At 72.3% G+C, this 13,524-nt stretch carries 11 protein-coding genes and 1 riboswitch; of the genes, 3 read left to right on the forward strand and 8 right to left on the reverse strand.

What is annotated here, in order from left to right; translation table 11 throughout:
* Nucleotides 1-111: 111 nt before the first annotated feature.
* From IE278_RS31540 to fahA, 7 genes are all read right to left on the reverse strand, one after another.
* Nucleotides 112-2,901 carry a fumarate reductase/succinate dehydrogenase flavoprotein subunit gene (locus IE278_RS31540; protein WP_189777083.1) on the reverse strand — a complete coding sequence of 930 codons (2,790 nt, stop codon included), beginning with the start codon at nucleotides 2,899-2,901 and terminating at the stop codon, nucleotides 112-114.
* Nucleotides 2,902-2,978: 77 nt separating this feature from the next.
* Nucleotides 2,979-3,803: an ABC transporter ATP-binding protein gene (locus IE278_RS31545; RefSeq protein ID WP_189777009.1), complete on the reverse strand. Its 825-nt coding sequence runs from the start codon at nucleotides 3,801-3,803 to the stop codon at nucleotides 2,979-2,981.
* Nucleotides 3,787-4,674 carry an ABC transporter permease gene (locus tag IE278_RS31550; protein WP_189777012.1) on the reverse strand — a complete coding sequence of 296 codons (888 nt, stop codon included), beginning with the start codon at nucleotides 4,672-4,674 and terminating at the stop codon, nucleotides 3,787-3,789. The genes IE278_RS31545 and IE278_RS31550 overlap by 17 nt, the downstream gene beginning before the upstream one ends.
* On the reverse strand, nucleotides 4,671-6,089 hold the full coding sequence (locus IE278_RS31555) for an ABC transporter substrate-binding protein (RefSeq protein WP_246570933.1): 1,419 nt from the start codon (nucleotides 6,087-6,089) through the stop codon (nucleotides 4,671-4,673). The genes IE278_RS31550 and IE278_RS31555 overlap by 4 nt, the downstream gene beginning before the upstream one ends.
* A 15-nt stretch (nucleotides 6,090-6,104) precedes the next feature.
* Complete coding sequence (locus tag IE278_RS31560; protein ID WP_010986276.1) at nucleotides 6,105-6,332, reverse strand: 4Fe-4S dicluster domain-containing protein; 228 nt, start codon at nucleotides 6,330-6,332, stop codon at nucleotides 6,105-6,107.
* A 48-nt stretch (nucleotides 6,333-6,380) separates the two neighbouring features.
* Nucleotides 6,381-7,160, reverse strand: a complete 780-nt coding sequence (locus IE278_RS31565) for a GntR family transcriptional regulator (protein ID WP_189777014.1) — start codon at nucleotides 7,158-7,160, stop codon at nucleotides 6,381-6,383.
* Nucleotides 7,161-7,382: 222 nt separating this feature from the next.
* A complete protein-coding gene (gene fahA, locus IE278_RS31570; protein WP_189777016.1) occupies nucleotides 7,383-8,645 on the reverse strand; it encodes a fumarylacetoacetase in 1,263 nt (420 codons plus the stop codon).
* Between the two features lie 194 nt (nucleotides 8,646-8,839).
* On the opposite strand from fahA, the gene IE278_RS31575 reads away from it, so the two are divergent.
* The 3 genes from IE278_RS31575 (at nucleotide 8,840) to IE278_RS31585 (ending at nucleotide 12,575) form a co-directional block, all read left to right on the forward strand.
* Entirely contained in the window at nucleotides 8,840-10,111 is a 1,272-nt protein-coding gene (locus tag IE278_RS31575) for a carboxylate--amine ligase (RefSeq protein WP_189777017.1), read from the forward strand.
* Between the two features lie 77 nt (nucleotides 10,112-10,188).
* The gene (locus IE278_RS31580) at nucleotides 10,189-11,466 is read left to right on the forward strand and encodes an FAD-dependent oxidoreductase (protein WP_189777019.1); all 1,278 of its coding nucleotides are present in this window, start codon (nucleotides 10,189-10,191) and stop codon (nucleotides 11,464-11,466) included.
* 218 nt (nucleotides 11,467-11,684) lie between these two features.
* Entirely contained in the window at nucleotides 11,685-12,575 is an 891-nt protein-coding gene (locus IE278_RS31585) for an HAD family hydrolase (RefSeq protein ID WP_189777021.1), read from the forward strand.
* Here IE278_RS31585 and IE278_RS31590 read toward each other — a convergent pair.
* Nucleotides 12,569-13,291 (reverse strand): transglycosylase SLT domain-containing protein, encoded by a 723-nt coding sequence (locus tag IE278_RS31590; protein ID WP_189777023.1) that lies wholly within the window; start codon nucleotides 13,289-13,291, stop codon nucleotides 12,569-12,571. The genes IE278_RS31585 and IE278_RS31590 overlap by 7 nt on opposite strands.
* 2 nt (nucleotides 13,292-13,293) lie before the next feature.
* Nucleotides 13,294-13,458: riboswitch (cyclic di-AMP (ydaO/yuaA leader) on the reverse strand.
* Between the last annotated feature and the right edge of the window lie 66 nt (nucleotides 13,459-13,524).

Below are 13,524 nucleotides of genomic sequence, written 5' to 3' on the forward strand. Positions count from 1 at the left end.
GGGGAACGGCGCGCTCAGCCCCGACGGACCCGGACCTGACACACGACCGCAACCCCCCACCCCCTCCAGGGGCGCGGGGAACGGCGCGGCCAGCCCTCGCGCGCCCGCACGTCACAGCGCCCGTGACGCGTAGGCCCTGACATCCGCGTCGGTGTCCGTCAAGGCGGTGGCGAGCGCCGAACGGGCGGCATCGGCCTCGGCGGTGGAGACCGCGGCGGACGCCGCGGCCGCGTGTCGCACGAGCGCCAGCACCGCCGCCTTCCGGACGTCCGCGTTCGGATCGCCCAACGCCTCGGCGAGCGCCGGCACGGCAACCCCGGCGTCCGCCGCGGACAGCGCGGTGGCGGCCCCGGCCCGGACCTGCCAGGCCGGATCGGCAAAGGCACGGACCGCACGTGCGGCCATCGACGCGGCGTGCCCCGTGCTGCCCAGCGAGGCGAAGGCCGCACCCCGCACCAGGGCGTCCGCGTCCCCGGTGAGCCGGTCGAGCGCGGCGAGGACGACATCGGCCCCGGCCGCCCCACCGGCCGGGCTCACCGTCGCCAGCGCCTTGGCCACGGTCACCCGCACCTCGCGGGAGGGGTCGGCCGCCGCGAGGGCCAGGGCGTCGGCCGCGTCGACCGACACCAGCGCCCGGACCGCCTCGATGCGGACGGCGGCGTCGGGGTCGTCCAGCGCGGGAGCGAAGAGGCCGGCGTCGCCCAGCCGCAGGGCGCGCAGGACGTCGAGCGCGGCGGCGCGGACGACGGGGTCGGAGTGGGCGAGGGCCCGCGTGAGCGGGTCGCGCAGGGCCGGTTCTGGCGTGAGTGTCTCGACGAGTTCGCGCAACGAGGCCGCGGCGGCGGCGCGCACGGCACGGTCGGTGTCGGCGAGCGCGCCGGCCAACGCCGGTCCCGTACCGACGGGGGCGGTCTCGGTGAGCACGGCGACGGCAGCCCGTCGGACGGCGGGCTCGGGGTCGGCCAGGTAGGGCCGGACCGCGGCGAGTTCGGGTTCCTCCTCGGCGACGGCGAGGAGTTCGAGGAGCCGCGGTGAGGCATCGGTACCGGCGTGCATGCCGGCGTGAACGTCGGTGTCGGGCGCCGCGGTGGTGCCCGGCCCGGTGGTGGCCGGTCCGGCGGCGACCGGGGCGGCGTCCCGGGCGCCCGCTGTGGCCACGCCCTCCGGATGGACCTCGCCGATGTGGCGGGAGGACCCGCCGACGGGGGTGAAGCCGTCGACGGGGACGGTGTAGGGAGCGACGGGACGAGCAGTGAACTCCATCGAACCGGAGGGGGACTTGTGCAGGTCGAGGTGGTGGAACCAGGAGGAGTCGTCGCGCGCGGGATGGTCCGTCCGGTCGTGGTAGAGACCCCAGCGGGACTCCGTGCGGGCCAGCGAGGCGCGGGCCGCCATCTCCGCGCAGTCGCGGATGAAGGTGACCTCGGCGCACCGCATCAGCTCGTGCGGGGTGCGTCCGCCCATCTCGGAGATGTCCGCGCGCATCCGCTCGAAGGACTCCAGGGCGAGCGAAAGCCGGGCACCGGACTTGGGAGGAGCCACGTAGTCGTTCACGAAACGGCGCAGCTTGTACTCGACCTGGGGCTGCGGCGGCCCGTCCGGATTGCGCAGCGGACGGTAGATCAACTCGTGCGCCTCGCGCAGCTGGTCCTGCGGCAACTCGCCCTCATGGGCGCGGTACTGCGCCGCGTCCGCCCCCGCGAGGTCCCCGAACACGAACGCGCCGATCATGTAGTTGTGCGGGACGCAGGCCAGGTCCCCGGCGGCGTACAGGCGTGGCACGGTCGTACGTGCCTGGTCGTCGACCCGTACGCCGGAGGCCGAGTGGCCGCCGCACAGGCCGATCTCGGAGATGTGCATCTCGACGTCGTGGGTGCGGTAGTCGTGGCCGCGCCCCGCGTGGAAGGTACCGCGGGTGGGCCGCTCGGTGGAGTGCAGGATCGACTCCAGGGAGGCGATCGACTCCTCGGGGAGGTGGCTGAGCTTGAGGTAGACGGGGCCCCGGTCCGAGGCGACCTCCGCGGCGAACTCCGCCATCATCTGGCCCGACCAGTAGTCCGAGTCGACGAAGCGCTCGCCGTGCCGGTTGACCTGGTAACCGCCGAAGGGGTTGGCGACGTACGCGCAGGCCGGGCCGTTGTAGTCCTTGATCAGCGGGTTGATCTGGAAGCACTCGATACCGGTGAGTTCGGCGCCGGCGTGGTAGGCCATGGCGTAGCCGTCACCGGCGTTCGTCGGGTTCTCGTACGTCCCGTAGAGGTAGCCGGAGGCGGGCAGGCCGAGCCGGCCGCAGGCACCGGTCGCCAGGATCACCGCGCCCGCGCGGACGGTGACGAACCGGCCCGTGCGGGTGTTGAAGCCCGCCGCGCCCACCGCCCGCCCCCCGTCGGTCAGTACGCGCACCGGCATGACCCGGTTCTCGATCCGGATGCGTTCGCGCATCTCGCGCCGCCGCAGCTGCCGGTAGAGGACCTTCTTCACGTCCTTGCCCTCGGGCATCGGCAGCACGTACGAGCCGGACCGGTGGACCTGGCGGACCGCGTACTCGCCGTACTCGTCCTTCTCGAACTTCACGCCGTACGACTCCAGCCGCTGGACCATCGCGAAGCCGCGGGTGGCGGTCTGGCGGACGGTGGACTGGTCGACGATGCCGTCGTTGGCGCGGGTGATCTCGGCGACGTAGTCGTCGGGCTCGGCGCGGCCGGGGATGACCGCGTTGTTGACGCCGTCCATGCCCATGGCGAGCGCGCCCGAGTGCCGGACGTGCGCCTTCTCAAGAAGCAGCACATCTGCGCCGTGCTCGGCGGCGGTCAGGGCCGCCATCGTGCCGGCCGTGCCGCCGCCGATGACGAGGACGTCGCAGGAGAGCTCCTCGGCGTCGCCGAGGGCGGGAATCTCCAGGAGGGCGCCACGCGGATCGCGGTTCTTCGAGGGGCCCAGGGTGTCCAGGGCGTCCGGGGTGTCCACCAGGGTGCCTTTCACGTGCTGAGAGAAGTGAGGACTTCGCGCCGCAGGGCCACCCACGCCGGGTCGTCGTGCGCCGTACGGTCGCGTGGGCGCGGCACCTCGCGTACGGCGGTCAGTCGGCCGGAGCCGAGGAGCGCCACGCGGTCCCCGAGGAACAGGGCCTCGTCCACGTCGTGGGTGACGAAGACGACCGTGGCGCCGGTGCCGTGCAGCACCTCCACCAGCAGGTCCTGCATGCCGGCGCGGGTCTGGGCGTCGAGGGCGCCGAACGGCTCGTCCATCAGGACGGCGCGCGGACGCGGGGCGAGCGCCCGGGCCAGTTGCGCGCGCTGGCGCTGGCCCCCGGAGACGCGGTGCGGCAACTGCCCCGACCGGTCGGCGAGTCCGACCCGCTCCAGCCAGGACTCGGCCTGCCTTCTGCGCTCGGCGCGCGCCAGGCCCTGGATGGCCAGCGGCAGTTCGACGTTGGCGCGCAGGGTGCGCCAGGGGAGCAGGGCGTCCTCCTGGAAGACCAGCGCGCGGGTGGCCGCCGGCCCCTCGATCCGCTGCCCGTCCTGTTCCACCGCTCCGGCGAGGGCGGGCAGCAGTCCGGCCAGGGTGCGCAGCAGCGTCGACTTGCCGCAGCCCGAGGAGCCGACGACGGTGAGGATCTCGCCCGGAGCGACGTCCAGGTCGACGTCGGTGAGGGCGGTGGAGTCCGGGCGGCCGAGGGTGGCCGAGCGGAGGGTGAGCCGGGTGCCGCGTACCGGCACGGGTTCGTTCCCCGTGGCCGCCGTGGCCGCCGTGGCCGCCGTGGCCGGTCCGGTGGAGGCTCGGGTGTCAGACGAGGTGCTCATCGCGGGCCTCCTCTGGCCGGACGGCGGTGGGTGCGGGCCCGGCCGGAGCGGCGCGCCCGGGTGTCCTGGGGCGGGCACGGGTCCCGGGGACGTACGACGTGCGCGGGAGCCAGCGGGTCAGGCGGCGGCCCAGGAGTTCCACGGCCGTGGAGGTGAGCCAGCCCAGGATGCCGATCGTCACCATGCCGACGAAGACGCCCGGGTAGTCGACGACGGTGTAGTCCTGCCAGGTGCGGTAGCCGACGCCGTACTGGCCGGAGATCATCTCGGCGGAGATCACACAGATCCACGAGACGCCGATGCCGACCGAGAGGCCGCCGAAGATGCCGGGCAGGGCGCCCGGCAGGACCACCGTGGCGAGGATCCGGCCGCGTCCGCCGCCCATCGTGCGCACCGCCTCCTCCCAGACGGGTGTCAGCGCGCGTACCGCGTGCCGGGTGGAGACCATGACGGGAAAGAAGGCGGCCGCGCAGGTGATGAAGACGATGCCCTGTTCGTTGCTGGGGAACAGGAGGATCGCGACGGGGACGAGGGCGATCGCGGGGATCGGCCTGACCACTTCGAGGAGCGGGCCGAGCAGGTCCTCGGCGAGACGGGAGCGGGCCACGGCCACACCGGTGGCGATGCCCATGACGGCCGCCAGGAGGAAGCCCGTGAGGATCCGGGTGAGGCTGTCGGTGAGGTCCGTCCAGTAGTCGTCCCCGCCGAGCCGTTCACCGAAGGCGCGGGCCACGTCGGCGACGGTCGGGAACTGCGAGAAGCGCAGCCACAGGTCCACGTCCAGGCTGGTCAGCAGCTGCCAGGCGACCAGGGCGGTGGTGAGGGAGGCGGCGCGCAGCGCGTAACGGGCCGCTCCGGTGCGCCCGCTCACGACGACTCCGGGGCGGCCGCGGCGCGCGCCAGCGCTTCGGCGTACGGGAGTGTGCGCGCGCCCTCGTGCTCGGCGGTGTACGCCCGCGCGCCGGACGCCGTGACGAAGGGCCGCAGCGCGTCGCCGTCGGCCACCCACACGGCCTTGTCCGCGAACCAGAGGGTCCCGGTGGTGGTGTCGGGGACGTACGCGGCACGGACGGAGTCCTTGTGTCCGGCCACGTAACGCAGGAGGGAGGAGGGCGAATTGAAGGTACGGGTCTCGGCGGCGCCCTTGGTCCACACCTCGCTCACGGCGGCGGGCGGGACCGCGGCGAACTGTTCGCCGTACGCGCTCGTGCCCAGGGCGCGTTTCACGTACCGGTCGTCCACGAAGGCGTCCACGTCGATGGCCCCGACGAGCTTCGCCGACTTCAGGACGGCGACGTCCTTCTTCAGGGCGGAGATCAGCCGGGGTTTCAGGGCCAGCCCGAAGGTGGCGATGCCATGTCCGCCGTTGTAGAGGTGGACGACCTCGGCGGGCAGTCCGGTCGCCTTCGCGACCTTCTCCGACGCGGCCACCGGGTGGTCGTGGAGGTAGTCCGTCGCCTGCGACTGCGCCGTGAGGAACGCTTCGAGCACGGCGGGGCGCTTCTTCGCGAAGTCCTGGCGGGCGGTGACACCGTGGAAGGTCGGCAGGTTCAGTTCGGCGCCGTCGTAGAGGGCTTTGGCCTTGCCCTGGAAGGCGAGCAGGCCCGGCCAGGCGACGAACTGCGAGAGCGCGTCCGCGCTGCCCGCCGTGAGCGCCGAAGCACCCACCGCGGGCTGCTGGTTGAGCTTCTCGATGTCGTCCTGCGGGTCGATCCCGGCGCGCTGCAGGGCCCGTACGAGGGTGCCGTCGGCAGCCGAGCCGATGCTCGTCGACACCTTCTTGCCGCGCAGGTCCTTCAGCGAGGCGAGCTTCGAGTCGGGTGCGGTGACGATGGTGTTGAGGCCGCCGCGCAGGTTGTAGCCGGTGACGGAGACGAGACGGGTGGGGCGGTTGAGCTGCTTGCCGCGGGCCGCGTTGATCAGCAGCGGGAAGTCGCCCATCGAACCGATGTCGATCTTCCCTGCGGTCATCTGCGCGGTGATCGGGGCGCCGGTCGCGTAGTCCTGCCAGTTCACCTTGTAGGTCCTGCCGTCGCCCAGAGCGTTCAGCTGCTTCTCGAAGTAGCCGAGGGAGCGCAGGAGGGTGCCCGCCGTGACCGTGTTGATGGTCTTGGACTGGTAGCCGACGGTGACGGTGACCGTGGAGCCGTCACCGGCCTCGGCGTCACCGCCGCAGCCGGCCAGCGGGAGGAGCAGGGCGACGGCGGTGACCGCGACGGCGGGGCGCCTCGGGACCAGGTGTTTCAGGGCTGTGTGGTGCGGCGCCATGCGTTTCTCGGAGGTCATGGGGGTTCGGGCCTCTCACCGGAGCAGATAGGGCATGTTGACCGTGACGGCTCCGGTGGGACAGCGGGCCGCGCACGGGCCGCAGTACCAGCACTCGTCGACGTGCATGTAGGCCTTGCCGTTGCTCTCGTCGATGGCGAGGGAGTCCAGCGGGCACATGTCCACACAGAGCGTGCAGCCGTCGATGCACTTCGACTCGTCGATGGTCACGGGCACGTCGGCCCGCTGGGGCGCCAAGGGCATGGCTGTCTCCAGGGAAGTCCCGCTGACGCGGGCGAGGGGGCGAAGGACTCAGAGCGAGCGGCGCAGCAGACCGCTCATCGTGATGCGGTCGCCGCGGAACCGGATGAACTCCAGGTCGACGGGGCGGCCGTCGGCGAGGTGCGTGAGACGTTCCAGCATCAGGACGGCCGAGCCGCGTGGCGCCTGCAGCACGGTCGCGGAGTGCGCGTCGGCGTTGACGGCCTCCAGGGTGATCTCGGCCTGGCCGAGCGGCTGTCCGGTGATGGCTTCCAGGAGGCGGAAGACATCGGTGTTCTCCAGGTCGGCTCCGAGCAGCGCGGTGCCGAGGTCGAGCGGGATGTAGGTGAGGTCGAGAGAGAGCGGCAGACCGTTCAGCCGCCGGAGCCGCTCGATGTAGAGGACGTCGGCGCCGACGGGCACCCGGAGCCGTTCGGCGACCGGGGCCGGTGCCGCGACGGGGCCGGCCGAGCGGACCTCGTTGCTGACGCGGCCGTGTTCGCGCAGGGTCTCCGCGAGTCCCATCAGCCGGTCGAGCCCGTGCGGGTACTTCTCGGCGACGACGACCGTGCCGACGCCGGGCAGCCTTTCCACCAGGCCCTCGGCCCGCAGCAGGCCGAGAGCCTGGCGCACGGTGTTGCGCGAGGTGCGGTAGTCGGCGCCGATCGCCGCCTCGTGCGGCAGGGTGCCGTCCGGGTAGCCGCCCGTCAGCACCTGTCGGCGCAGCAGGTCGGCGAGCTGCCTGGCCTGGTCCGCGCGCAGCCTGCGCCGGTGGGCGGCGACGGTGGTCGCGCCCTGGCCGGCGTGGTCTCGGATGCGTTCGGTGGGCATGCGACGGACCCTACCCAGGGGGTACGGAACGTGGTGTTGCCGGAGTGTTGCGCCACCGGGGGCTCCGCCGGGCGGGCGGCTGACCTGGGCTTTTCCCGAGGGCGCGGCAAGATCTGCCACTGTGCCGGCCGCTCGGGGCCGCCGGATCCCGCTGACGCGGGGCCGTTCGCCGGGTGCGGGCCGGTGGGGGCTTGGGGCGCGGTTCCCCGCGCCCCTGAAGGGCTACGCGCTCGGCGTGATGCGGCCCGTCACCTCGCCGAGGCCGACGCGTGTGCCGTGCGGGCCCGGGGCCCAGGCCGTCAGGGTGACGACGTCGCCGTCCTCCAGGAACGTCCGCTTGCCGGTGGGGAGTTCGATGGCGTCCCGGCCGTTCCAGGTCAGCTCAAGGAGCGAGCCCCGTTCGCCGTCGGCGGCCCCGCTCACGGTGCCCGACCCGTACAGATCACCCGTACGCAGCGAGGCCCCGTTCACCGTCATGTGGGCCAGCTGCTGGGCGGCCGTCCAGTACATCGTGGAGAACGGCGGCTCGGACACCACATGCCCGTTGACGGCGACGGAGATGCGCAGGTCGTAGCCGCCCGGGTCCTCCGACGCGTCCTCGGACGTGTCGTCCAGGTAGGGGAGCAGGGGGTGCGTGCGCGCCGGGGGCGCGACCCGGGCGTCCTCCAGTGCGTCGAGGGGGGTGATCCAGGCCGACACCGACGTGGCGAAGGACTTGCCGAGGAAGGGGCCGAGGGGGACGTACTCCCAGGCCTGGAGGTCGCGCGCGGACCAGTCGTTGAGGAGGCAGAGCCCGAAGACGTGGTCGCGGAAGTCGCCCAGCGGCACCGGCGTGCCCATCGGGGAGGGCGTGCCGACGACGAAGCCGACCTCCGCCTCGATGTCCAGCCGGACGGACGGGCCGAAGACCGGCGCCGGGTCCGCCGGTGCCTTGCGCTGGCCCGCGGGGCGTACGACGTCGGTCCCGGAGACCACGACGGTGCCCGACCGGCCGTGGTAACCGATGGGCAGGTGCTTCCAGTTGGGGGTGAGGGAGTCCTCGGCGTCCGGCCGGAAGATCTGGCCGACGTTACGGGCGTGGTTCTCGGAGGCGTAGAAGTCGACGTAGTCGGCCACCTCGAAGGGGAGGTGGAGGGTCACCTCGGAGAGAGGGTGGATCAGGGGCGCGACGGTCTCGCGGTGGGCGGGCACCGTCACCCACGCGGTCAGCGCCCGCCGGACGTCCGACCACGCCGTGCGGCCGGCCGCGAGCAGCGGATTGAGCGTGGGGCGGGCGAGCAGGGCGGCGTACGGGGAGCCCAGTTCCACCGCGGCGGCCCCCGCGTCCAGGACGTGGTCGCCCAGCCGGACGCCCACACTCCGGCGAGCGGAGCCACCCGAGGTACCGCCCGAAGAGCCGTCCGGAGAGCCGTTCAGGGAGAAGACGCCGTACGGAAGATTGTGCGGGCCGAAGGGATCGCCCTCGGGGACATCGAAGGGGGGCATGGGGTGCTGCCTCGCTTTCCGTGTGGGTGGAGCACACGTTACGGGGAGGCGCCCCCCGTGGGCAGTGTCTAAAGAGTTCGCAATGTCCGATTAAGGGTGGGGTCGGAGGGATTCATTCCGGCTTAGCTTCCTTCCGGGGGGCACGGACGGGGTGGGTCCGGGTCCAGAGATGTGTGGGACACGTGGGGGGACCCGTGGCCAAAAGCGCTGCCGTCGTGCCGTTGTACCTGGATAGGGAAGTACCCGGCCTGATCGTGAAGTTCGGCGACTACCCGCTGCACCACGGCGGGGTGGGCGCGATCCGCAGCCTGGGGCGGCTGGGCGTGCCGATGTACGCGATCACCGAGGACAGATACACGCCTGCCGCGGTCTCGCGCCATCTGCGGCGCGCGTTCGTCTGGCCGACCACGGGGACGGAGCAGGCGGAGCGGCTCGTCGAGGGCCTGCTGCGTGTCGGGCGCCGGATCGGCCGGCCCGCGGTCCTCATCCCGACCGACGAGGAGGCCGCGGTCCTGATCGCCGAGCACCAGGCCGAACTCACGGGAAGCTTCCTGTTCCCCAGGGTGCGGGCCGGGCTGCCCCGGCGCCTGGCCAGCAAGCAGGGGCTGCACGAGCTCTGCGTGGAGCACGGCGTCCCCAGCCCTCGGGCGGCGTTCCCGGAGTCGTACGGGGAGATCGAGGACTTCGCGGCGAAGGCGAGGTTCCCGCTCGTGGCCAAGAACCGGGAGGCGTTCGTGCGCCGCGCGCGGCCGGCCGTGCACGGGACGACACGCATCGCCACCCAGGAGGGCCTGTTACGGCTCGCCCGCGACTGGGGTGAGCGGCCCGGCGTGATCCTTCAGGAGTATCTGCCCCGGGAGGACGCCGAGGACTGGATCGTGCACGCCTACTTCGACGCGGACTCGGCGCCGCTCGCGATGTTCACCGGCGTCAAGGTCCGCTCCTGGCCCCCGCACGCGGGGATGACGGCGAACGCGTACGTCGTCGACAACCCGGAACTGGCGGACCTGGCCGCGCGGTTCATCAAACAGATCGGCTTCAGCGGCGTCATCGACCTCGACCTGCGCTTCGACCGCCGTGACGGCCGGTACAAACTGCTCGACTTCAATCCGCGGATGGGTGCCCAGTTCCGGCTGTTCGAGAACGGGTCGGGGATCGACGTCATCCGTGCCATGCATCTGGATCTGACCGGGCGCGCGGTTCCGGAGGGGGAACAGCTCGCCGGCCGGCGCTACATCGTGGAGAACATCGACCTGCCGGCCCTGCTCGCGTACCGCCGCAGCGGCTATACGACACCGCACGCTCCCGACCGCCCGAGCGGTACGGAGCTGGCGTGGCTGGCGGCGGACGACCTGCGGCCGTTCTTCACGATGCTCGCGCGCTTCGTACGGCCCGGCGCGAAGCATCTGTACCAGCTGTGGCGGGACGGCCGCCGCGTGGCCCGCGTGGCGCCGGCCCACCGATGAAGGTGACCCCGAGATCACGGCATGGCGAAGTGGCGACATGACGAAGTGGCGAAGTGACGTCCTGGGGAGGGGACTTCGTGAGTGAACCGGTGGCAGTGATCGGTGCCGGGCCTTTCGGCCTGTCCACCGCCGCGCATCTGAGGGCGCGCGGCATTCCGGTACGGGTGTTCGGTGAACCCATGGTGAGCTGGCGGGCGAACATGCCCGAGGGGATGCTCCTCAAATCGACCCCGGCCGCCTCGAACATCGACGCCCCGCAGCCGGGGTACGGCCTCGTCGACTACTGCGACGCGGCGGGCATCCCCCGCCTGGTCACGGACGAGGACATCGTCCCGGTCGAGACGTTCGTCGCCTACGGGGAGTGGTTCCGCCAGCGGCTCGTGCCGGAACTGGAGCGGGTGCGCGTCGTCTCGGTCGACCGCCGGGCCGACCTCCCGGAGGGCCGCCGCAGGAGGCGGCGCGCCGGCGGAGGGGGGCCCGGAAGCGGCTCCGGGGGCGGGCCCGGGGGCTTCGAACTCAAGCTGGACTCGGGGGAGGTGTTCACCGCGCGGGCGGTCGTCGTGGCGACCGGTCTGTCCGGTCTCGCGCACCTGCCCGGTGAACTGGCCGCGGCCGTGCCCGACGGGCCGTCACCCACCGGCCCCGTCTCGCACAGCTCGCAACTGCACGACCTGTCCCGGTTCTCCGGCCGGGAACTGATCGTCGTCGGCGCGGGCCAGTCCGCCCTGGAGACGGCGGCGCTCGCCGCCGAGAAGGGCGCACAGGTGCGCGTGGTGGCGCGCGGAAAAGGGTCTGTCGACTTCGGCGCGCCCCCATGGCAGCAGCCGTCGCTGCGCCCCGAGTCGCCCTTCGGCCGGGCCTGGTCGCTGTGGGCCCTCACCTACTACCCGCACCCGTACCGCCATCTGCCCCCGGGAGTGCGGCACTTCCTCGTCCGGAGTGTCCTCGGCCCCCTCGGAGCCTGGTGGTTGCGCGCCAGGTTCGAGGGAAAAGTGCAGGTGAGCGAGGTGTCGCGGATCATCCGCGCCACCGGGGAGGCGGCCGGGCGGCCAGCCCTCACCGTCCGGACCCTCGGCGGTGGCGTCGAGGAACTGTCCGCGGACCACATCGTCGCCGCCACCGGCTACCGCGTCGACCTCGCCGCGCTGGACTTCCTCGGCCATGAGCTGCGGACACGGCTGGCCGTCAGCCGCGGAACACCGAGGCTGGGCGCCGGATTCAGCTCCTCCGTGCCCGGTCTGTACTTCACGGGGCTGCCGGCGGCCGCCTCGTACGGGCCGGTGATGCGGTTCGTGTGCGGGACGGAGTTCGCCTCGCCGCGGCTGGTCCGGCATCTGGCCGCACGGCATCGCTGAAACCGGGGCGCGAGCGCACGCGGTGGGAGCGCGCGGGCGCACGCGGGCGGTTGGAAAAGGGGCGTGAATCGGGTCGGCCAAGTGGCCGATATGTCATGGGATCGGCCTGAACTCCAGGGGTCTGCTGGGGCCCTGAACGACGTGTGGGGTGGTCGAGGTGCCGGACGACGTCCGGTTCGCGTCGAGTCGCTGGGGGATTCGATCCGTATTCTCTGATCATGGCCCCCCCGATTGCATATTCACTCATCGCCACTGACCTGGACGGGACGCTGCTGCGAGGCGACGACACCCTCTCGGACCGGTCGCGTACCGCGCTGGCGATGGCGGTCGGGGCAGGCGCCCGGCACCTCGTGGTGACGGGGCGCCCCGCGCCCCGCGTACGCCCGCTCCTGGACGAACTGGGCAGCCAGGGACTCGCGGTGTGCGGGCAGGGCGCGCAGTTGTACGACGCCGGCGCGGACCGCATGGTGTGGTCCGTCACGCTCGAACGTGAGCTGGCCGAAGTGGCCCTCGGCAAGATCGAGGCGGAGGTCGGCGAGGTGTACGCGGCCGTCGACCAGGACGGCGTCGACGGTCTCACGCTCATCGAACCGGGGTACGAGATGCCCCACCCGACGCTCCCCGCGGTACGGGTGCTGCGGCGCGACGACCTCTGGACCCAGCCCATCAGCAAGGTGCTGCTACGCCACCCCCTGCTCTCCGACGACGAGTTGGCGTCCGCCGCCCGCGGAGCGGTCGGATCCCTCGCCACCGTGACGATGTCGGGGCCCGGGACCGTCGAACTCCAGCCATGTGGCATCACGAAGGCCACGGGCCTCGCGCTCGCCGCCGGCCGGCTGGGCCTGACGTCGACGCAGACCATCGCCTTCGGGGACATGCCGAACGACATCCCCATGTTCGACTGGGCCGCGCGCGGGGTCGCGATGGCCAACGCGCATCCCGAACTCAAGTCCGTCGCCGACGAGATCACTCTCTCGAACGAGGACGACGGCATCGCCGTGGTCCTGGAGCGCATGTTCTCCGGTGGCCGGACAGGTCCCCTGATCGGCCGGCAGGCCGGTCCGGGGACCCGTCCGGGCGCCGCTCAGGGGGCGCCGAGGACTCAGTAGGCGCCGAAGACGTTGTCGATCGAGCCGTAGCGCGCGGCGGCGTAGTTGCACGCCGCCGTGATGTTGGCGACGGGGTCGAACGGGTCCAGCGAGGTACCGGTCACGTGGTACGCGGTGAAGGTCGGGTCGATGACCTGCAGAAGCCCCTTGGACGGCGTGCCGGCGACCGCGTTGGAGTCCCAGTTGTTCATGGCCTGCGGGTTGCCCGACGACTCGCGGATGATGTTGCGGTAGATGCCGTCGTAGGTGCCCGGGATGCCCTGCTGGGCCATGACGTCCAGCGACTGCCTGATCCAGCCGTCGAGGTCGTTCGTGTAGGTCGTCGCGGAGGCCGGGGTGACGGCGGACGCCGTGGTCGCCTTGGCCGTGGTCGCCTTGGCGGTCTTCGCCGAGGTCCCGCCGTTCTTCGTGCCCACCGTGAGCTTGAGGCCCGGCCGGATGATCGCGGGGTCGTCGCCGATGACCGCGCGGTTGGCCTTGTACAGCTTCTTCCAGTCGCCCGTGGTGTGGTTCTTGGCGATCTTGGACAGGGTGTCGCCCTCGACCACCTTGTAGGTGACCAGCGAGACCTGCGGGACCGCGTTCGGGGTGGCGGCCTGGGCGCCGGTGGCCCCCACGAGGGGGAGCGCGAGCGCGGCTCCGCCCGTCCCGGCGGCGACGATGCCACGGGTGAGGGTGCTGTTTCTGGGGCGGCGGTGCTTGCCTCGTGCGGGCATGGCGAATTCCTCTCCGGCGCCTACGAGGTGAGCTGTCGGGTTCGGGCGGGAGATGCCCGGTCGCGTGGGGTGCGCGACTTGACCCCTAGCCGTTCCGATATCCGGACCGGCGGCTTACCTGGGTCCCCCGCTCCTGCCGTACGCGAGTGAATGGGTGACTGGGATATCCGGGCGGCGGCAGGATTAGGCGATCCGTCCGGAGTGACGTGAACGTATGCGAGAGCACATGCCGT

It is taken from the genome of Streptomyces tauricus, from assembly GCF_014650955.1.
Taxonomy (GTDB): domain Bacteria; phylum Actinomycetota; class Actinomycetes; order Streptomycetales; family Streptomycetaceae; genus Streptomyces; species Streptomyces tauricus.

Excerpts from the sequence above, each read along its gene's own strand:
- IE278_RS31545 (WP_189777009.1), bottom strand. The coding sequence starts at position 3,803 with ATGAGCACCTCGTCTGACACCCGAGCCTCCACCGGACCGGCCACGGCG.
- IE278_RS31555 (WP_246570933.1), bottom strand. The coding sequence starts at position 6,089 with ATGACCTCCGAGAAACGCATGGCGCCGCACCACACAGCCCTGAAACAC.
- IE278_RS31560 (WP_010986276.1), bottom strand. The coding sequence starts at position 6,332 with ATGCCCTTGGCGCCCCAGCGGGCCGACGTGCCCGTGACCATCGACGAG.
- IE278_RS31565 (WP_189777014.1), bottom strand. The coding sequence starts at position 7,160 with ATGCCCACCGAACGCATCCGAGACCACGCCGGCCAGGGCGCGACCACC.
- fahA (WP_189777016.1), bottom strand. The coding sequence starts at position 8,645 with ATGCCCCCCTTCGATGTCCCCGAGGGCGATCCCTTCGGCCCGCACAAT.
- IE278_RS31585 (WP_189777021.1), top strand. The coding sequence starts at position 11,685 with ATGGCCCCCCCGATTGCATATTCACTCATCGCCACTGACCTGGACGGG.
- IE278_RS31590 (WP_189777023.1), bottom strand. The coding sequence starts at position 13,291 with ATGCCCGCACGAGGCAAGCACCGCCGCCCCAGAAACAGCACCCTCACC.